Source organism: Rhodovulum viride (genome assembly GCF_003265965.1).
Classification (GTDB): Bacteria; Pseudomonadota; Alphaproteobacteria; order Rhodobacterales; family Rhodobacteraceae; genus Rhodovulum; species Rhodovulum kholense.
Genome location: NZ_MUAV01000017.1, coordinates 34,513 through 53,441, shown reverse-complemented (window position 1 = coordinate 53,441; position 18,929 = coordinate 34,513). Strand labels below are relative to the sequence as shown.

Genomic DNA, 18,929 nt, shown 5'->3' with positions numbered 1-18,929 from the left:
TTTAGGAAAACTGCTCGGTACCATGGACCATCCCATACTAAGACGGGGTGAACAACCCTCGGGGCGCGGCGCCGCCGGTGCCTAGGCCCGCGCCCCGGATGGCCTCAGGCGATCAGACGAAGGCCATCATGTTGTTGGCGATGATGATCCGCAACGCATAGATCGCGATCAGCACGATCAGCGGCGCCAGATCGAGCCCGCCGGTATTGGGCAGGATGCGGCGCACCGGCGAATAAAGCGGCTCGAGCAGCCGGTTCAGGCCCGACCAGATCTGGCGCACCAGCGGCTGGTAGACGTTGAGCACGTTGAAGCTGATCAGCCAGGACATGATGATCTGGACGATGATGATGAACCAGACGATGTCGAGGATCAGCAGGAGGATCTGGAACAGAGACAGCATGGGCAAGCCTTTCCTGGGGCGGTTGCCCAAGAGGTAGGCGGACAGGCGCCCATGCGCAACGGGCTTTCCGTCACGCTTTCCGCCGCGAGTCCCTTGACCGCAGCCCCGTGCCGCGCGAGGCAGGGTTGCCTCATGCGCGACGGAGCCTGCCGATGTATCCCTTCTTCCGCCTGTTCAAGGAACTCTACCTGCACCGCAATGCCGAGCCGCTGCCGCTGACCGGCATCCATGTCTCGCGCCATGTCTGCTGGCCCTGGGATCTGGACATGTGGATGGAACTGAACAACGGGCGCACCCTTACCCTGCTGGATCTGGGGCGGTTGCCGCTGGCGCAGCGGGTCGGGCTGATCGACGTGCTGAGGCGCGAGCGCTGGTCGCTGACCATGGCCGGGGTGTCGGTGCGCTACCGCCGCCGGGTGCGGATGTTCGACGCCTTCGAGATCCGCAGCCGCTGCGTCGGCTGGGACGAGAAGTTCCTTTATATCGAACAGGGCATGTGGCGAAACGGCGACTGCGCCAACCATGCGCTGTATCGCTCGGCGGTCACCGACCGGAACGGCATCGTGCCGACCGTGCGGCTGATGGCGGCGATGGGGCGCGAAATCGCCCCGCCGCGCCTGCCGGACTGGGTGCAGGCCTGGATCGCGGCCGAGGCCAAACGTCCCTGGCCGCCCATGAGCGACTGACCGGTTCCCGCCGCGGCCCCGCGAAGACCGATTGCGCCCGACGCGAAAACCCTGTCATATGAGGGGGTTGTGGGATGGCGCGGGCGGGGGCGAGATGGCAGCGATCGAGGACAGGGCAGCCGGAAACAGGGCAGCCCGGCGGCGGATCTGGGGCTGGTGGTTCTACGACTGGGCCAGCCAGCCCTACGCGACCCTGCTGCTGACCTTCATCTTCGCGCCTTACGTCAAGGACCTGCTGGGCGACGGGTCGGCGGCGCAGGCGGCCTGGGGCTACGGGGTCGGCGCGGCCGGGCTGATCGTCGCCCTGCTGGCCCCCTGTCTTGGTGCGGTCGCCGATCTGAACGGGCACCGGCTGCCCTGGATCGCGCTCTTCTCGGTCTTCTACGTGCTGGGCGCGGCCGGGCTCTGGTTCGCCGATCCCACGGGGTTCAGCCTGCCTTTGATCCTGTGCTTCTTCGGGCTCGGGCTCATCGGAATGGAATTCTCGGCGATCTTCGTCAATGCGATTCTGCCCGATCTGGGGCCGCGCGACGAGCTGGGGCGGATCTCGGGATCGGGCTGGGCCTTCGGCTATGTCGGCGGGCTGATCGCGCTGGTGGTCACGCTGGCCTTCTTCGCCGAGAACGAGGCCGGACGGACCCTGATCGGCCGCGTTCCCGCCTTCGGGCTCGATCCCGACACGCGCGAGGGCACCCGCTTCGTCGGGCCCTTCGTGGCGATCTGGTACGCGGTCTCGATGATTCCCTTCTTTCTCTGGGTGCGCCTGCCCCGCACCCCGCGCCGCGCAACCCTGCGTCAGGCGCTGGGCCAGGTCGGGCCCGAGTTGTCGGCGACGTTGCGCCGTCTGCCCCGGACGCCAAGCCTTTCGGCCTATCTGCTGTCCTCGATGTTCTACCGCGATGCGCTGAACGGGATGTATGTCTTCGGCGGGATCTACGCGGCGGGGGTGCTGGGCTGGTCGGTGGTGGATGTGGGCCTGTTCGGCATCCTCGCGGTGGTGACCGCGGCGCTGGTCGCCTGGCTCGGCGGCAAGGCCGACCGGCGTTTCGGGCCGAAACCGGTGATCCTCGTCTGCCTCGTGACGCTGATCGGGGCGGCGGTGCTGGCGATCTCGATCTCGCGGACGACGGTGCTGTGGCTGCCGGTGGCGCCGGGCTCGACCCTGCCCGATCTGGCCTATTACCTGGTCGGCGCAGTGATCGGCGCGGCGGGCGGTGCGATGCAAAGCGCAAGCCGAACGATGATGGTGCGCCAGGCCAATCCGGAACGAATGACCGAAAGCTTCGGGCTTTACGCGCTGTCGGGCAAGGCCACCGCCTTTCTGGCGCCGATGTCGATCGGGCTGGTCACTGACCTGACCGGCTCGCAGCCCGCGGGCATTATCCCCCTGGTTGTGCTTTTCCTGCTGGGGCTCGGTCTGCTAGGCTTCGTCCGGGCAGAGGGCGAACGGGCGGATCGATGGCAAACACCCTGAGCGGAAAGATCCTGGCGCTGGCACTGGCGGTCGCGACCGCCCTGCCGGTCTCGGCGGCGCCGACGGCGGCCTCGCTGTTCGGGGCCGAGAAACGCGCCTCGCGGCAGGCGCCCCAACCCATCGGCACCTATGCCAGGGGCTGTGGCGCCGGGCTGGTGCAACTGCCGGAAACCGGCCCGACCTGGCAGGCGATGCGGCTGTCGCGCAACCGCAACTGGGGTCAGCCCGAGATGATCGCCTTCATCCAGCGGCTGGGCGCCCACGCCGCCGCCATCGGCTGGAAGGGCATCTATGTCGGCGATATCAGTCAGCCCCGGGGCGGCCCGATGACCAGCGGCCATGCCTCGCATCAGATCGGGCTCGACGCCGATATCTGGATGCTGCCGCCCAGGCGGCTGAACCTGACGCGGGCGGAACGGGAATCGCTTTCGTCGATTTCGGTGCGCTCGGCCGATCAGCGCCGGGTGAACGGCAATTATACCGCCGCCCATGCAGCACTTTTGCGCGCCGCGGCGATGGACCCGGCGGTCGACCGGATCTTCGTCACCGCCCCGGTCAAGATCGAGATGTGCAAACATGCGACCCGGGCCGACCGCGCCTGGCTGCAGAAGATCCGCCCGCTTTACGGGCATAACACGCATTTTCACGTGCGTTTGAAATGTCCGCCCGGCGCGCGCAGTTGCGAGACCCAGCGGCCCACGGTAGCGGAACTGTCGAAGGGCGGGGATGGCTGCGACGAGACGCTGACATGGTGGGTGACCGACTATCTCGATCCGCCGAAAAAGGCGGCCCGGCCAGCGCAACCGGCCAAGCCCCAGCCGAGAAAGCGGGGCGCGCGCGAGTTCACCATGGCCGACCTGCCCCGCGAATGCCGCACCGTGCTGGCCTCGGACTGAGCCTCGCCGCCGGTCTTCTGGTCTTGGGCGCGACGGCCCCGTCGCCGCGCGCGGCCCCCGGGACGCAGGTCGAGCTGGTGGCGGAACTGGCGGTCGCCAAGACCGCCGCGACGCAGGGGCTGTCGGGGCTCGAGCTTTCGGCAGATGGCACGCACGGCCTTCTGGTCGCCGACCGGGGCTGGCGGCTGGATGTCACCATCGCCCGCAGGGACGAGACCCCCGTCGCACTGCGGGTCTCGCCGCCGCTGCGCCTGACCGGCCCGGACGGGCACCCGCTGGAGGGGCGGGCCGAGACCGATGCCGAGGCGCTGGCGCTGGCGTCCGACGGCACGCTTTTCGTGGCCTTCGAGGGCGATCACCGGATCCTGCGCTGGGCGCCGGGGGCGGTGCGGCCCGCGCCGATGGACCCGCCGCCCGACGCCGCCGCCTATCCCGAGAATGGCGGGATCGAGGCGCTGGCGCTGGGCCCGGACGGCGCGCTTTACGCCATTCCCGAACGCTGGGAGGTGGACGGGGCGATCCCGGTCTACCGCCACGACGGCCGGGGCTGGACCCTGGCCGCCAGTCTGACGCCGCAGGGGCGGTTTCACCCCTCGGGTGCCGATTTCGGCCCTGACGGACGGCTTTATCTTCTGGAACGCGCCTTCGACGGGCCGTTCGGATTTCGCAGCCGGGTCCGGCGCATCGCTCTGGGACCCGAAGGCGCGACCGAAGACAGCGTCCTGCTGGAAACCGGGTCGGGCCGGCACGGCAATCTGGAAGGCCTGGCGGTCTGGCGCGACGCGGCCGGGGCGATCCGGCTGAGCATGGTCAGCGACGACAACGGGCTGGCGATCCAGCGCAACCAGTTCGTCGAATACCGGGTTGTCAGCGGCGCGGCGGGGCTGTAGACAGCCGCGTCCGTCGGGCGTCCCGCGCGGACCAAGTCTCCGCGACCTTGCCAAAACGGAACCCGCTGCATGACCCGTCTTCTTCCCGGCATCCTTGCCATGGCCGCCATTGTCGTGGCCTCGAATATCCTCGTCCAGGTCCTGTTCGGCCAATGGCTGACCCTGGGCGCCTTCACCTATCCGCTGGCCTTTCTCGTGACCGACGTGATGAACCGCGTCTATGGTGTGGCCGCGGCCCGCCGCGTGGTCCTGGCGGGCTTCGTGGTGGGGGTGATCTGCTCCTTCATAGGCACCCAGATCCAGGGCGAATTCGGCCCGATCGTCACCCTGCGCATCGCGATGGGCTCGGGGCTGGCCTTCCTGTCGGCGCAACTGCTGGACGTGGCGGTGTTCGACCGGCTGCGCGCGGGCCGCTGGTGGCGCGCGCCGCTGGCCTCGACGCTGGTGGGGTCGAGCGTCGACACCCTGATCTTCTTCAGCGTCGCGTTCTCCGGCACGCTCGCCGTTCTCGAACCCGGCAACGACGTCTCCTGGGCGGGTGAAATGCTGCCGCTTCTGGGCGTCGGACCGCAGGTTCCGCTGTGGGTGTCGCTCGCGCTGGCGGACTGGAGTGTAAAACTTGCTCTCGCCTTGATCGCTCTCGTTCCATTCCGCCTCATTGTTGGGCGTCTGACCGCACAGCTAGCGTGAATTAACTGGACATATACCAGATCTGTGGCAGGCTGAACTCAACGGCAACAGCAGAAAGGAGGTGGTCCAGTGTCTAGAGTGATATTGGAGAAGGGTCTTGGAACAGTCAGGGGGGCCGTGGTCTGAGGGCAATCCCTGGGACTGAAATCTTCTGATTGGGCCCACGCTCTAACCGGGCCATCTCCGTAGCTCTCGGGGCCGTTCGCAAGAACGGCCCTTTCCGTTTCGCATCCTTGAAGCTGTGCCCCCACGAATGACGGTGGGGCCGCCGGGCGAACCGGGCCCTTGCGTCCCGCCGTCGCCGCGATAGGGTCCCCCCATGCTGCGCATCACCGATACCGTCGCCCTTGCGGACTGGGAACTGACCGAGGTCTTTTCCCGCTCGTCCGGACCCGGCGGGCAGAACGTCAACAAGGTCTCGACCGCGGTCGATCTGCGCTTCGAGGCAGAGCGGTCACCGAACCTGCCGGGCCCGGTCAAGGCCCGGCTGAAGCGGCTGGCCGGGCGGCGCTGGACCCAGGACGGGGCGGTGCTGATCCGGGTCGAAGAGACCCGCAGTCAGGCCCGCAACCGCGAGATCGCCCGCGAGCGGCTGGCCGAGCTGATCCGGAAGGCGCTGGAAAAGCCCAAGCGGCGGGTGCCGACCCGGCCCACGCTGGGCTCGCAACGGCGAAGGCTCGCGGCCAAGAAGGAACGCGGCGCGGTCAAGGCGCTGCGCGGTACCATTGCACTGGACGACTGAGCTACGTCCCGGCTGTGATGCGGCTTGGTCTCAGTCTACCGGATTGCACCGGTACCTCCTGGCCGGATTGGTATCGGCCGCCCGGCTTGCGATTTCAGCGCAGGCGGCGAAATCGCCAGGATCAGCGACTTCGAAGATGAGGGCACGCCTTTCCCAGTGTCCGAATACGTTCTGCATCTCCAGCCAGCACCCTCCGTCGGTCAGGGGACTGGTTCGGGCAAACGCGATGAGCGTGCCGAGGTCGTCTTCCTGGTCGTCTGCCGGCGCAGGCAATGCCTGACGGAAGATCACGGCGATCAGTCCGGCGCGACTCCTCCTTCCCGACCACCTCGTCCCGGACAGGTCCGCCGGGAGTCGGCCGGCCTGTGCCGGGAAAGGCCGAACGAGTTAGGAAACGAACTCGTCCCGGGCGTAGCCCTGCAGGTACAGCAGCGCGGTCAGGTCGCCGTGATTGACCCGAAGCTCGCATTGGGCCGCGACCGAGGGCTTGGCATGCAGCGCGACGCCCGCGCCCGCAAGCCCCAGCATGCCCAGATCGTTCGCCCCGTCGCCGACGGCCAGCGCATCCTCCAGCCCGATCCCAAGCCGGGCCGTGACCTCGCGCAGCGCCTCTACCTTGGCCTCGCGCCCCAGAATCGGCTCGGCCACGGTGCCGGTCAGGTGCCCGTCCTCGATCAGCAGTGTGTTGGCGCGGTACTCGTCGAAACCGAGCGCGGCTCCGACCTTCGAAGCGAAATTGGTGAAGCCGCCCGAAACCAGCAGCGCATGGGCGTCGTTGGCCTTCATTGTCGCGACCAGCGTCCGGCCGCCCGGCATGAAGGTGATCCGCTCGGCCAGCACCTTGTCGATGACGCGCGCATCGAGCCCCTTCAGCAGCCCGACCCGTTCGCGCAGCGCGCCTTGGAAATCCAGCTCGCCATTCATCGCCCGCGCGGTGATCTCGGCCACGCGCGGCCCGACGCCCGCCTCGGCGGCCAGTTCGTCGATGCATTCCTGCTGGATCATGGTCGAATCCATGTCTGCGATCAGCAGCTGCTTGCGGCGGCCCTCGGCGGGCTGGGCCACAAGATCGATCCCCAGCCCCTGCAGACCGTCCCAGACCTTGCGGAAGTTGTCGGGCAGCGCCGCCACGGCAAATTCGGCGGCGATGCCGGGGGCCAGCCAGATCGCCTCGCCGCCGCCCCAGGCATCCCGAAGCGATTCGACGGTGCTGCGCTCGAGGGGCGCGCGCGCGGGGTTGGTCAGAAGCGTGACGACAGGCATGGGGCAGGTTCCGATCGGCTGCTGGGCGCCGCAAAAGCGCGGTCGCGGGCCGGAATAGCCCAGCTCCGGGTCGTGCGCCAGAGCAGCGGGGGCGCACCCGGCATCGCGGATCAGGTCGCGAGGAACTTCAGCCCCTGGGTCACGTCGGTGCGCACGGCCAGCCGCAGCGCCGGTTCGTCCCCGACCCGAAGCGCCGCGAGGATCATCCGGTGATGCTGCGGCGGTTCGGTCCGGCCGAGCCGTCCGTAGAACGACCGCATCGTCGGGCCAAGCTGAAGCCAGACCGTCTCGGCGATGGCCAGCATCGCGGGCGCCTGGGCGCGCAGGTAAAGCGCGCGGTGGAATTCGAGGTTCTTCTGGATATAGGCGACCGCATCGCCCCGCGCGACGACCTCGCCGATTTCGGCATTGATCTTCTGCATCCGCTCGATCAGCGCGAAATGCGCGCGGGGCAGGGCGCGGCTGGCCAGTTCGGGTTCCAGCAACCCGCGCAGCGAGGCCAGTTCCTCCAGCCGTTCGTTCGACAGCTCGGGCGTCGAGACCCGCCCCGACGAGGACAGCGTCAGCGCCCCCTCGGCCACGAGCCGCCGCACCGCCTCGCGGGCAGGGGTCATCGACACGCCAAAGCTCTTGCCTATTCCCCTCAGCGTCAGGGGCGCGCCGGGGGCCAGTTCGCCATGCATGATCTGGGTCCGGAGCGTGCGGTAAAGACGCTCATGGGCCGCAGAGACGGTCTCGCCGGGGCGGGTCTGGATCAGCATGGGGGCGATAGTGCTGCCGCGCGGGGTCGGGCGTCAATCGCCGAAACGCACGCGGTGAAGCGCCGCGCCATTAGCACGGAGCCAGGCGCGGGGCGCTTCATAGCCCGGCATCAGCCGCGCGACCACGGCCCAGAAGGCGGGCGAGTGGTTCATCTCGACCAGATGCGCCACCTCATGGGCCGCGACATAGTCCAGCACCTTGGGCGGGGCCATGATCAGCCGCCAGGCGAACATCAGATCGCCCCGCGAGGAACAGGACCCCCAGCGCGAGCGGGCGTCGCGAAGCGTGAGCCGCCGGTAGGACAGGCCCAGCGCGGCGGTATAGCCGTCGGCCGCCGCCGCCAGACGCGCCCGCGCCCGGGTCTTCAGGAAGGCCTGAACACGGGCGGGCACCTCGGACGCGGGGCCGGGCACCGCCAGCGCGCCATCCTGCAGCCGGGGCGCCCTGCCGGTGCCGGGCACCAGCGGCAGCGCGCGGCCCTCGTAGGGCACGCTGCCGCCCGCGCGCACCACCTGATCCTCGGGCCGCGCCGACAGGTGCCGGCGGATCCAGGCCTCTTTCTCTCGGACGAAGGCCAGCCCGTCGGCTTCGGGGGCGCGCTGGGGCAGGGTCAGCGTCACCCGGCCGTCAAGCTGCGAGACGCGCAGGGAATAGCGCCGCGCCCGCGCCGAACGGCGCAGCGTGACCTCAAGCGGCGGATCGCCGGGAATGCGGGTGATGCTCATCTCTGCCTCGTCTTTTCCTGCGAGCATATCAGCCGAAAAGGGCTTTGACACGTGGGGGGACTTATGGCACGTGGCTGCAACCGCAAAGCCGTGACCCCTGTGAGAGGATGCCCATGCCCAAGGAAGAATGGGGCGTTAAGCGCGTTTGCCCGCACTGCTCTACCCGATTTTACGATCTTCAGCGCGACCCGATGACCTGCCCCTCCTGCGGTCACAGCTTTTCTGCGGAAAGCCTGACCGCCGGCAAGCACCGCACTCTGATCGCCGAGAAAGCCGCGCCCGCCAAGGCGCGCGACGAAGACATCGACGGCGATGACGATATCATCGACGACGAGGACGACAGCACCGATGTCGATCTGGGCGACGATGTGCTGGAGGATGACGACGACGACAACGTCTCGCTCGACGATATCGCCGACATGTCCTCCGAGGACGACGACGAGACCTGATCTTTCGGCCGGGCGGCCCTGCGGGGCCCCGCCCGGCCCGCCGGAACGGGCAGGGGCCGCTGGCCGGGCGATGGAACCGCCCGGCAGGCATTGCCTGCACCGGACCTTTCCGTCCCCGAAATCCTTGCGCCGCCGGACCTGAGGGGCCTCCCGAGGCGCCGGGCGGTCAGTCGTATTTCCGGGTATCCTCGATCACCAGCCCGTCATTGGGCAGGCTGCCGGGCGCGACCAGCTCGATCTCTGCCTTCAGCTTGAGCACGGCGGCCACGGAGGCCGCGTAGGGCGCGGGGTCGGTCGCCTCGGTCTCGAGCCGCACCGTCATCGTGTCCTTCTCGCCCGCGCGGCCCGCCACGACCCGCGCCTTCGCGACCTCTGGATGGCGCGCGACCAGATCGGCGACCTGCTCGGGGCGGACGAACATGCCCTTGATCTTGGTCGTCTGGTCGGCCCGGCCCATCCAGCCCTTGATGCGCATGTTGGTGCGGCCGCAGGGCGAGAGGCCCGGCAGCACCGCCGACAGATCGCCGGTCGCGAACCGCACCAGCGGATAGTCGGGGTTCAGCGCGGTCACCACGACCTCGCCCACCTCGCCCTCGGGCACCGGATCGCCGGTGCCGGGGCGCACGATCTCGACGATCACGCCCTCGTCGACGATCATCCCCTCCATCGCCGGGCTTTCATAGGCGACGTTGCCCAGATCGGCCGTCGCATAGCATTGCAGGCAGGCGATGCCGCGATCCGCATATTCCTGGCGCAGCGACGGGAACAGCGCCCCGCCCGACACGACGGCGCGCTGGATGCGCGAGAGGTCCATCCCCAGTTCGTCGGCGCGGTCCAGCAGGACCTTCAGGAAATCGGGCGTCCCGGCATAGGCGGTCACGCCCACGTCATGGGCGGCGCGCACCTGCAGATCGGTCTGGCCGGTCCCGGCGGGCAGGACCGCCGCGCCGACCGCCCGCGCGCCGTTCTCGAACATCATCCCGGCGGGGGTCAGATGATAGCCAAAGCAGTTCTGGACGATGTCGCCCTCGCCGATCCCGGCGGCATAGAGGAAGCGCCCCAGCCGCCACCAGTTGGTGCTGACGCAACCCGGTTCGTAGATCGGGCCCGGCGACTGGAAGATATGGTCGAACTGATGCTGGCCCCAGGCGGTATAGCCGCCCAAGGGGGCCTCGGCCGACTGCGCGGCCACCAGATCGGACTTGCGCAGGACCGGCAGGGCCGCCAGCGCCTCGCGCGAGGTCACGGTCAGGGGGTTCACCTCGGCCAGCGCCTCGGCATAGCCGGGAAGAGCGCGCGCGGCCGCGATCAGCGCCGGCAGGCATTCGGCCAGAGAGACGGCCCGCTCGTCCGCCGAACGGGTTTCGAGATCGTCGAAATAGACGGACATGGGCACTCCTTCGGTCACTCTTTCCGGTCTGCACGGGCAGGGTGGCCCAGCCGACCGGCTGCCGTCAACTCAACCAACGCTTGCGGCGACGATACGACCGCACGTCACGAAAGCTCTTGCGGCCCTGGTCGGACATCCCGAGATAGAATTCCTTGACGTCGGGGTTCTCGCGCAGATCGGCGGCCGGGCCGTCCATCACGATCCGGCCCGATTCCAGGATATAGCCGTAATGGGCATAGCGAAGCGCCACATTGGTGTTCTGCTCGGCCAGCAGGAAGGTGACGCCCTCGTTCTCGTTGACCGATTTCACGATCTCGAAGATCTGTTCGACCAGCTGCGGCGCCAGCCCCATCGAGGGCTCGTCCAGCAGGATCATCTGCGGCCGGCTCATCAGCGCGCGGCCGATGGCCACCATCTGCTGCTCGCCGCCCGAAGTGTAGCCCGCCTGGCTCTTGCGGCGCTCCTTCAGGCGCGGGAAATAGCCATAGACCATCTCCAGATCGGCCTGGATCGCGGCGCGGCCGTCGGTGCGGGTGTAGGCGCCGGTCAGCAGGTTTTCCTCGACGGTCAGATGCTCGAAGCAGTGCCGCCCCTCCATCACCTGGATCACGCCCGCCTTGACCAGATCGGCGGGGTTCAGGTCCTGCACGCGCGTCCCGCGATAGAGGATCGAGCCCTTGGTGACCTCGCCGCGTTCCGACCGCAGAAGGTTCGAGATGGCCTTCAGCGTCGTGGTCTTGCCCGCGCCGTTGCCACCCAGAAGGGCGGTGATGCCGCCCTGCGGCACCGACAGCGACACGCCCTTCAGCACCAGGATGACGTGGTTGTAGATCACCTCGATATTGTTGACCTCAAGCAGGGTCTCGTCCTGGGGCGCGGCATCGAACATCGGCGTTTTCCTTGTGGGCGAAGCCCCCGGCCGGGTCGCGGCCGGGGGTGGACTGGTGTCAGTCGCAGCGCGGCGCGATGCCGTTCTCGGCCGCGAAGGCTGCGGAATCGGCCTCGATGAGCGGCGCGATCACCTCGGCATCGGGGGCGATGAAATCGGTCAGCGGCACCCATTTCCTGTCGCCCGCGTTCCACTGCTGGACGATGGCCATGCCCGACCCGCCGTGATCGGCGCAGCTCACGGTGAATTCCGGGCCGATCCCGGGCATGCCCAGCGCCTCCATCTTCGCGTCGGTCATCTCCAGATGTTCCATCCCGTCGCGCATCATCGCCGCGTCGATCTGGGCGGTGCCGGTCATCTCTTGCGCGGTTTTCGCCGCCTCGACCGCCAGCATCGCCGCATACATGCCGCGGGTGTACAGCACCGAGCCCACATTGGACCCGTCGCCCGCCGCCAGCCCCTTGTCGACGACATGTGTGCGGATATCGGCGAAGACCGGGTAATCGACCACCCGGTTCATGTTCAGCGCCTTGTAGCCGTCGGCGGCCATGCCTGCGGGGGTCACGTCATGTTCGGCCCCGGCCCACCAGTTGCCGATGAAATGGTCCATCGGGAAGCCGATGTTGGCGGCCTCCTGGATCGCGACCTGGTTCATCACCCCCCAGCCCCACATCACCACGAAATCGGGCCGCTCGCGCCGGATCTGCAGCCATTGCGACTTCTGTTCCTGGCCGGGGCTGTCGACCGGGATCAGCGTCAGCTTGAAGCCGTGCTTCTTCGACAGCGCCTCCAGCGTCGGGATCGGTTCCTTGCCATAGGCCGAGTTGTGATAGAGCAGCGTGATCTTCTTGCCCTCGAGGCTGCCGCCGTTCTCGTCCATCAGGTACTTGATGACGACCGAGGCCCCGTCCCAGTAGTTGGCGGGATAGTTGAACACCCATTCGAAGACCTTGCCATTGGCGGCCGAGGTGCGGCCATAGCCCATGGTGTGCAGCGGGATGTGATCGGCCTCGACCTTCGGGATCAGCTGATAGGTGATGCCCGTGGACAGCGGCTGGTAGATCAGCGCGCCGTCGCCCTTGGTGGCCTCGTAGCACTCGACCCCTTTTTCGGTGTTGTAGGCGGTCTCGCATTCGGGCACCCGGGCCTTGACCCCGCCGATGCCGCCGTCGCGTTCGTTCATCAGGGTGAAGTAGTCCTGATAGCCGTCCGAGAAGGGAATGCCGCCCGCCGCGAAGGGGCCGGTGCGGTAGCTGAGATCGGGGAAGACCAGATCGGCCAGGGCAGGGCCCGCGGCCAGGGCCGCGCAAAGCGCAAGCGGTGCCAGTCGTGTCGTCATGTCGTCGTTCCTCCCTTGGAAATGCGTGCCGGGTTGGCCCGGTCGGTCGCGCGTGTCGTGCCCGTCAATGCGGGAATGGCCAGAGCCTCAGCTTTTCCTTTCCGATCCGCCAGAGCTGGGCCAGCCCGTGCGGCTCGGCGATCAGAAAGCCGATGATCAGCGCCCCCACGATCATCAGCTGGACATGGGCGGTCAGGTCGGTGGGCCATCCCAGCGTGCCCACCAGCAGGTTCTTCAGCAGCACCGGCAGCAGCACCAAGAAGGCCGCGCCCGCGAAGCTGCCGAAGATCGAGCCGAGCCCGCCGATGATGATCATGAAGAGGATGAGAAAGCTCTTCTGGATGCCGAAGGCCTCGCCCACCTCGACCGCGCCCAGATAGACCGCGAAGAACAGCGCGCCCGCGATGCCGATATAGAAGGACGAGACCGCGAAGGCCGTCAGCTTGGCCTTGAGCGGGTTCACCCCGATGATCTCGGCCGCGATGTCCATGTCGCGGATCGCCATCCAGGACCGCCCCACCGTGCCCCGCGTCAGGTTGCGCGCGGCCCAGGCCAGCACGACGGCAAAGACGAGGCAGATCATGTATTGCGCCCAGGCCTCGACGCCCGGGCCGGTGACCGGCAGGCCGAAGACCGTCCGCGCGGGCGCCGATATCTGCCCTGAGGCCGAGTAGTTGTAGAACCACGGCACCTTGTTGAAGAGCCAGACCAGGAAGAACTGCGCGGCCAGCGTCGCGACCGCGAGATAGAAGCCCTTGATCCGCAGCGAGGGCAGCCCGAACAGCACCCCCACCGCCGCCGTGACCAGCCCGCCGCCGAGGATGCAGAAGACGATGTTGAGGTCGGGAAAGGCGGTCATCAGCTTGTAGCAGGCATAGGCCCCCACCGCCATGAACCCGCCGGTGCCCAGAGACAGCTGCCCGCAATAGCCCACAAGGATGTTCAGCCCGATGGCGGCAATGGCATAGATCAGGAAGGGCACGAAGATCGCGCTGGCCCAGTAATCGTCGATGACGAAGGGCACGACCGCGAAGGCCAGCACCAGCACCGCGTAATAGCGGTAGCGGTCGAAGCCTATGGGAAAGGTCTGGCTGTCATCCCGGTAAGACGTCTTGAAATCGCCGGCCTCGCGGTAGAACATTCAGTCGACCTCCCTGGCATCTTTTGGAAAATCCCCTTCGGGCGGAACCAGACAGAAGCGGTGCCCGGTCGGCGCCTGCATCACTATCCAGTCCTTGATCCGCGTGACCTCGACCGCGCCGAGGCGGGTCAGACGGGCGCAGTCTGCCTCGATATCGTCGGTCTCGATGTCGAGATGCACCCGGGGGTCATGGCCGACTGCCTGCAGGATCACCTGCGGCGCGGCGGGCGGGCCACTGAGCTGGGCATAGCGCCCGTCCTCGACGAGCGCACCCTCGCGCCCCAGCGCCGCCGACCAGAAGGCTAGCGCCGGACCCAGATCGTCGGTCTGGCAATCGATGCAAAGGCCGCCGATCCGGGTCCGGTGAGTCACAGCGGCCTCCGCACCCGGGCGACGCCCGTGGGCATCGTCCTGATGACCGGCCGCTTGCCGCGGACCAGCCGCACCCAGCACAACATGCCGGCTACGAAGCCCGCGAAGGACAGCAGGCCGTAGATCACCGACATCCATTCGGCGTCGTTCGACGAGGCCACGGCAAGATAGGCGAACGCATAGAAGAACCCCCAACCGATCACACAGGCAATGGCATAGAGCTTTTGCATGTCAGACCCTTTCGATGATCCTCTCTCCGAACAGGCCCTGCGGCCTGAACACAAGAAAGACTAGCGCCAGCACATAGGCGAACCAGTTCTCGGTCGCGCCGCCGATCATCGGGCCGACCGTGAATTCGAACAGCTTCTCGCCCACGCCGATGATGAGCCCGCCGACAATGGCCCCCGGGATCGAGGTGAAACCGCCCAGCATCAGCACCGGCAGCGCCTTCAGCGCGATCAGCGACAGGCTGAACTGCACCCCCGATTTTGCGCCCCACATGATGCCCGCGACCAGCGCGACGATACCGGCGATGGACCAGACCAGCACCCAGATGAACCTGAGCGAGATGCCGACTGACAGCGCCGCCTGATGGTCGTCGGCCACGGCGCGCAGCGCGCGGCCCTGCTTGGAATATTGCGAAAGCAGCGTCAGCGAGATCACCAGAACCGCTGCGACCAGCGTCGCCACGATGTCGAGCCTGTCGATGAAGAAGCCGTAGAACTCGTCGCTGCCCCAGCCCGCGGTGGCCTGTTCAAGCCAGGCGCTGCCGCCCTGGGGCAATCCCACATCCAGCGTCTTGATGTCGGCGCCCCACATGATGTCGCCGAACCCTTCGAGGAAATAGGCCAGACCGATCGTGGCCATGAACAGGATGATCGGCGCCTGGTTGACCAGATGCTTGAGGATCAGCCGCTCGATGGCGATGGCCAGCAGCACCATCACCCCGACCGTCAAAACGATGGCCACCACCGCCGGAAGCTGCCAGCCGAAATGGTGCAGATCGGTGCCGAAGGCCGCGTTGATCAGATGGGCGAAGGGCACCTGTCCCTCCTGCAACCCCACGAGCGTCAGCGCCGCGAACAGCGCCAGTACCCCTTGCGCGTAGTTGAAGATGCCCGAGGCTTTGAAGATCAGGACGAAGCCCAGCGCCACCAGCGCGTAAAGCACCCCTGCCATCAGCCCGTTGATCATCACCTCGACGGCGTAAAGCAGGTCAGTCATGGGCCACCCCCAGATAGGCGTCGATCACATCCTGGTTGGCGCGCACCTCGTCGGGCGGGCCGTCGCCGATCTTGCGGCCGTAATCCATCACCACCACCCGGTCGGAAAGGTCCATGACCACGCCCATGTCATGCTCGATCAGCACGATGGTGGTGCCGAATTCGTCGTTCACATCGAGGATGAAGCGCGACATGTCCTCCTTTTCCTCGACATTCATCCCGGCCATCGGCTCGTCCAGCAGCAAAAGCCGGGGCTCGGCCGCCAGCGCCCGGCCCAGCTCCACCCGCTTCTGCAAGCCGTAGGGCAGACGGCCCACGGGCGTCTTGCGGATATGCTGGATCTCGAGAAAGTCGATGATCTTCTCGACCGCGGCGCGGTGGTCGCTTTCCTCGCGCTCGGCCGGCCCCCACCACAGCGCCTGGGACAGCAGCGAGGATTTCATCCGGGTGATCCGGCCCGTCATGATGTTGTCGAGCGTCGACATGCCGGAAAACAGCGCGATGTTCTGGAAGGTCCGGGCGATGCCCTGCCGCGCGACCTTGTAGGGCCGCATCGCGGGACGGCGCGCGCCCTCGAACCACACCTCGCCCTCGGAGGGCCGGTAGAACCCCGAGATCACGTTCAGCATCGAGGATTTACCCGCGCCGTTCGGGCCGATGATGGCGCGGATCTCGCCCTCGCGGATATCGAACGAGATGTCCTTGATCGCGACCACGCCCCCGAACCGGAGCGTGATGTTTCTCAGCTCCATCAGCACCGGGCCGATGGTGCGGCCATCCTCGGTGACGTGGCTTTCTGTGGGGGGGGCAGAGCTCATACGGTTCATACCGCCGCCAGCACCTTCGTCAGCGCCATGCGCAGACCGGACCCCAGCACCGTCGCCGCACCATAGACGACGATCATGGTGACGAGGTTCGCCAGCCCGTAGCGCAGCGCATGCGACAGCGGCGCGAGGCGGCTGCCTTCGGGCATGGCCGGTTCCTGCGGCACGCGGATCTGGGCAAAGACCGCCAGCGCCAGCGAAAACACCGCGGCCAGCGCCCAGAAGCCCGCGCCGAAAGCCACCATCGCGGTCAGCACGGCGAAGCTGGCCCAAAGCACGTCCTTCTGCGCCCGTCCGAACGGGATCTGCCAGTCAAGCGACGGCATCGGGATCGTGGGTCGGTTCTCGGTCATTCCGCGGCTACCTTCCTCGGGAATTCTGCCGGGAAGCTGCGCGCATCCCGGATCTTGAGCGTGGCCCGGATGCGGCCCTTGCGCCCGTCCTCGTAGGTCACCTCGGTTTCGGTGTATTTCTCGACCGAGCCGTCATAAAGCGCGGCCACCAGATCGGCGTATTTCTCTTCGATGATGCGGCGGCGCACCTTGCGGGTCCGGGTCAACTCGCCATCGTCGGCGTCCAGTTCCTTGTGCAGCACCAGAAAGCGGCGGACCTGACAGCCCGACAGCATCTCGTCCTCGGCCAACGAGCGGTTGACCTCCTCGACATGGGACTTGATCGTTTCCAGCACGCGCGGATGGCCCGCGAGTTCCTGATAGGACGCATAGGCGATGTTGTTGCGCTCGGCCCAGTTGCCGACGGCGGTAAGGTCGATATTGATGAAGGCGGTGCAGATCTCGCGCCCGGCGCCGAACACCACCGCCTCAAGGATGTCGGGGAAGAACTTCAGCTTGTTCTCGACATATTTCGGCGCGAACAGCGCGCCATCGGCCATCCGGCCCACATCCTTGGCGCGGTCGATGATCCTCAGATGCCCGCTGGCCTCTTCGAAAAAGCCGGCATCGCCCGTCGCGACCCAGCCTTCGGCATCCTTGGTCGAGGCGGTGCTTTCGGGGTTTTTGTAATATTCGACGAAGGTGCCGGGGCTGCGATAGAAGACCTCGCCGGTCTCGCCGATCTTCACCTCGACGCCCGGGCTCGGCACACCCACGGTGTCGGACCGGACCTGCCCGTCGGGCTGCTGGGTGATGAAGACCGAGGCCTCGGTCTGGCCGTAAAGCTGTTTCAGGTTGATCCCGAGCGAGCGGTAGAAGTCGAAGATCTCGGGGCCGATGGCCTCGCCCGCGGTATAGGCCACCCGGATGCGCGACAGGCCCAGCGTGTTCTTGAGCGGGCCGTAGATCAGAACCTCGCCGGTGCGGTAGTCGAAATAATCGCGCAGCGGCTTGGGATAGAGGTTCAGCAAAGGCCCCCGCGCCCGGTAATGCTTGCGTGCCTCCAGCGGATGGCGCAGCCGCACGAAGAAGCCGCGCACCGCGTTCTCGGCCAGCGTCTCGATCGCGAAGCCGATGCCCATCGCATAGCGGTAGACCCAGCGCACCCGGCGCCTGAGCGTCGGTCGCGACTGCTTGCGGCGATAGCGTGGCATCCCGAAGCGTTCGCCGGTGCCCTTGGCGAAGTCCATGAAATGCCTGAACAGCGCGTGCTTCAGGTCGCCCGCATCCTCCATCCGGATCATCACGCTGGTCAGCATGGTCTCGAAGATCCGGGGCGGCGCGAAGAAATAGGTGGGCCCGATCTCGCGCAGGTCGGTCATCATCGTGTCGGGGCTTTCGGGGCAGTTGACGCAGAAGCCCGCCACCATCGCCTGACCGATGGAGAAGATGAAATCGCCGACCCAGGCCATCGGCAGATAGGCCAGCACCTCTTCGTCCTGACCCAGATGGTCGAAGGCGACCGAGGCTTTCGCGGTCTCGATGATGTTGCGGTTCGACAGCACCACGCCCTTGGGCTTGCCGGTGGTGCCCGAGGTGTAAAGCATGACGCAGGTCGTGTCCCAGGTCTGCTCGGCGATGCGCGCGTCAAGCTCGGGTTCCAGCCGGCGATGCGCCGCGCGGCCCTCGTCGCCGATATCGTGCAGCCAGTTCAGATGGCTGTGGTCGTATTTCCGCATGCCGCGCTTGTCGTTGTACAGCACATGCTCGACGCCGGGGGCGCGGTCGCGGATCTCGATGACCTTGTCGACCTGTTCCTGATCGCCGCAGACGACGAAGCGGGCGCCGCAATGCTCCAGCACATAGGCCATCTCTTCGGCCACCGCGTCCTGATACAGCGGCACCGGCACCGCGCCGCACATCTGGGCGGCCACCATCGCCCAGTAATGCGCGGGCCGGTTGCGGCCGATCACGGCGACATGGTCGCCCCGCGCCATCCCCAGAGCCAGAAAGCCCAGCGCCATGGCGCGGATCTCGTCCGCCGCCTCGGCCCAGGTCCAGGCCTGCCAGATCCCGAATTCCTTCTCGCGATAGGCCGGGCGGTCGCCGTAAAGCGCGACGTTGCGCGCCAGCAGCGCCGGAATCGAGCAGGGATCGTGCGCAGACGCGCCAGGTGCCGCCAAAAGTCGTCCTCCCCCCTTCGCCAGACCCCGGACCTGCCCGCGTTGCCCGCGGGTCTGTCCGGGTCCGGCCTGCGCGCCCCGACCGAGCGGGCCGCAGCGACGAGGCCGGATGGTCCGACCGCATCGACTGCGTTCCTGCGCATGGTTTCCTCATCGCGCCCGGACATAAGGCCCCGTTGGGCCCCCCTCCACATCCGGGCGTTGAGGGCAGATTTGCGCAAGCCCAAACGCTGGTCAAGCGAAAGGTTAGATAATTGCG

General features: G+C 67.2%; 22 protein-coding genes. 7 read left to right on the top strand and 15 right to left on the bottom strand.

Going from position 1 to position 18,929, the window contains the following annotated elements; translation table 11 throughout:
- Positions 1-112: 112 nt before the first annotated feature.
- Positions 113-400 carry a YggT family protein gene (locus BYZ73_RS14465; RefSeq protein WP_075783868.1) on the bottom strand — a complete coding sequence of 96 codons (288 nt, stop codon included), beginning with the start codon at positions 398-400 and terminating at the stop codon, positions 113-115.
- A 152-nt stretch (positions 401-552) separates the two neighbouring features.
- On the opposite strand from BYZ73_RS14465, the gene BYZ73_RS14460 reads away from it, so the two are divergent.
- The 6 genes from BYZ73_RS14460 (at position 553) to arfB (ending at position 5,778) form a co-directional block, all read left to right on the top strand.
- On the top strand, positions 553-1,086 hold the full coding sequence (locus BYZ73_RS14460) for an acyl-CoA thioesterase (protein ID WP_112316492.1): 534 nt from the start codon (positions 553-555) through the stop codon (positions 1,084-1,086).
- A gap of 94 nt (positions 1,087-1,180) precedes the next feature.
- Positions 1,181-2,560, top strand: a complete 1,380-nt coding sequence (locus BYZ73_RS14455) for an MFS transporter (RefSeq protein ID WP_112316513.1) — start codon at positions 1,181-1,183, stop codon at positions 2,558-2,560.
- On the top strand, positions 2,545-3,456 hold the full coding sequence (gene mepA, locus BYZ73_RS14450) for a penicillin-insensitive murein endopeptidase (protein ID WP_112316491.1): 912 nt from the start codon (positions 2,545-2,547) through the stop codon (positions 3,454-3,456). Before BYZ73_RS14455 ends, mepA begins: the two co-directional genes overlap by 16 nt.
- Complete coding sequence (locus tag BYZ73_RS14445) at positions 3,429-4,346, top strand: esterase-like activity of phytase family protein (RefSeq protein WP_112316490.1); 918 nt, start codon at positions 3,429-3,431, stop codon at positions 4,344-4,346. Before mepA ends, BYZ73_RS14445 begins: the two co-directional genes overlap by 28 nt.
- A 69-nt stretch (positions 4,347-4,415) precedes the next feature.
- Positions 4,416-5,036, top strand: a complete 621-nt coding sequence (locus BYZ73_RS14440; RefSeq protein ID WP_108028289.1) for a queuosine precursor transporter — start codon at positions 4,416-4,418, stop codon at positions 5,034-5,036.
- A gap of 319 nt (positions 5,037-5,355) precedes the next feature.
- The gene (arfB, locus tag BYZ73_RS14435) at positions 5,356-5,778 is read left to right on the top strand and encodes an alternative ribosome rescue aminoacyl-tRNA hydrolase ArfB (RefSeq protein ID WP_112316489.1); all 423 of its coding nucleotides are present in this window, start codon (positions 5,356-5,358) and stop codon (positions 5,776-5,778) included.
- A 30-nt stretch (positions 5,779-5,808) separates the two neighbouring features.
- Here arfB and BYZ73_RS14430 read toward each other — a convergent pair whose 3' ends face one another.
- The 4 genes from BYZ73_RS14430 to BYZ73_RS14415 form a co-directional block, all read right to left on the bottom strand.
- Entirely contained in the window at positions 5,809-6,069 is a 261-nt protein-coding gene (locus BYZ73_RS14430) for a hypothetical protein (protein ID WP_112316488.1), read from the bottom strand.
- A gap of 96 nt (positions 6,070-6,165) precedes the next feature.
- The gene (gene serB / locus BYZ73_RS14425; protein ID WP_112316487.1) at positions 6,166-7,041 is read right to left on the bottom strand and encodes a phosphoserine phosphatase SerB; all 876 of its coding nucleotides are present in this window, start codon (positions 7,039-7,041) and stop codon (positions 6,166-6,168) included.
- A 110-nt stretch (positions 7,042-7,151) separates the two neighbouring features.
- Complete coding sequence (locus BYZ73_RS14420) at positions 7,152-7,802, bottom strand: GntR family transcriptional regulator (RefSeq protein WP_075783860.1); 651 nt, start codon at positions 7,800-7,802, stop codon at positions 7,152-7,154.
- Positions 7,803-7,835: 33 nt separating this feature from the next.
- Positions 7,836-8,522: a M48 family metallopeptidase gene (locus BYZ73_RS14415; protein WP_170120335.1), complete on the bottom strand. Its 687-nt coding sequence runs from the start codon at positions 8,520-8,522 to the stop codon at positions 7,836-7,838.
- A 119-nt stretch (positions 8,523-8,641) separates the two neighbouring features.
- Here BYZ73_RS14415 and BYZ73_RS14410 point away from each other — a divergent pair, with 119 nt between their 5' ends.
- Complete coding sequence (locus BYZ73_RS14410; protein ID WP_108028294.1) at positions 8,642-8,977, top strand: TIGR02300 family protein; 336 nt, start codon at positions 8,642-8,644, stop codon at positions 8,975-8,977.
- A 166-nt stretch (positions 8,978-9,143) separates the two neighbouring features.
- Here the strand turns inward: BYZ73_RS14410 and BYZ73_RS14405 are convergent, their stop codons facing one another.
- The 10 genes from BYZ73_RS14405 to BYZ73_RS14360 all read right to left on the bottom strand — a co-directional run bounded on the left by BYZ73_RS14405 (position 9,144) and on the right by BYZ73_RS14360 (position 18,670).
- On the bottom strand, positions 9,144-10,367 hold the full coding sequence (locus tag BYZ73_RS14405; protein ID WP_112316486.1) for a phenylacetate--CoA ligase family protein: 1,224 nt from the start codon (positions 10,365-10,367) through the stop codon (positions 9,144-9,146).
- A 64-nt stretch (positions 10,368-10,431) separates the two neighbouring features.
- Positions 10,432-11,256 (bottom strand): ABC transporter ATP-binding protein, encoded by an 825-nt coding sequence (locus BYZ73_RS14400; protein ID WP_112316485.1) that lies wholly within the window; start codon positions 11,254-11,256, stop codon positions 10,432-10,434.
- A gap of 58 nt (positions 11,257-11,314) precedes the next feature.
- Positions 11,315-12,595, bottom strand: a complete 1,281-nt coding sequence (locus tag BYZ73_RS14395; protein ID WP_112316484.1) for an ABC transporter substrate-binding protein — start codon at positions 12,593-12,595, stop codon at positions 11,315-11,317.
- 64 nt (positions 12,596-12,659) lie between these two features.
- Entirely contained in the window at positions 12,660-13,736 is a 1,077-nt protein-coding gene (locus BYZ73_RS14390) for a branched-chain amino acid ABC transporter permease (protein ID WP_112316483.1), read from the bottom strand.
- A complete protein-coding gene (locus tag BYZ73_RS14385) occupies positions 13,737-14,108 on the bottom strand; it encodes a VOC family protein (protein ID WP_112316482.1) in 372 nt (123 codons plus the stop codon).
- Positions 14,105-14,338, bottom strand: coding sequence for a hypothetical protein (locus tag BYZ73_RS23580; RefSeq protein ID WP_108028300.1), 234 nt, complete (start codon positions 14,336-14,338; stop codon positions 14,105-14,107). Before BYZ73_RS23580 ends, BYZ73_RS14385 begins: the two co-directional genes overlap by 4 nt.
- Before the next feature lies 1 nt (position 14,339).
- On the bottom strand, positions 14,340-15,332 hold the full coding sequence (locus BYZ73_RS14375) for a branched-chain amino acid ABC transporter permease (protein ID WP_112316481.1): 993 nt from the start codon (positions 15,330-15,332) through the stop codon (positions 14,340-14,342).
- Positions 15,325-16,149 carry an ABC transporter ATP-binding protein gene (locus tag BYZ73_RS14370; RefSeq protein ID WP_112316480.1) on the bottom strand — a complete coding sequence of 275 codons (825 nt, stop codon included), beginning with the start codon at positions 16,147-16,149 and terminating at the stop codon, positions 15,325-15,327. The genes BYZ73_RS14375 and BYZ73_RS14370 overlap by 8 nt, the downstream gene beginning before the upstream one ends.
- A 5-nt stretch (positions 16,150-16,154) precedes the next feature.
- Positions 16,155-16,508 carry a hypothetical protein gene (locus BYZ73_RS14365; protein WP_112316479.1) on the bottom strand — a complete coding sequence of 118 codons (354 nt, stop codon included), beginning with the start codon at positions 16,506-16,508 and terminating at the stop codon, positions 16,155-16,157.
- Positions 16,505-18,670 carry an AMP-binding protein gene (locus BYZ73_RS14360; protein WP_112316478.1) on the bottom strand — a complete coding sequence of 722 codons (2,166 nt, stop codon included), beginning with the start codon at positions 18,668-18,670 and terminating at the stop codon, positions 16,505-16,507. The genes BYZ73_RS14365 and BYZ73_RS14360 overlap by 4 nt, the downstream gene beginning before the upstream one ends.
- Positions 18,671-18,929: the final 259 nt, after the last annotated feature.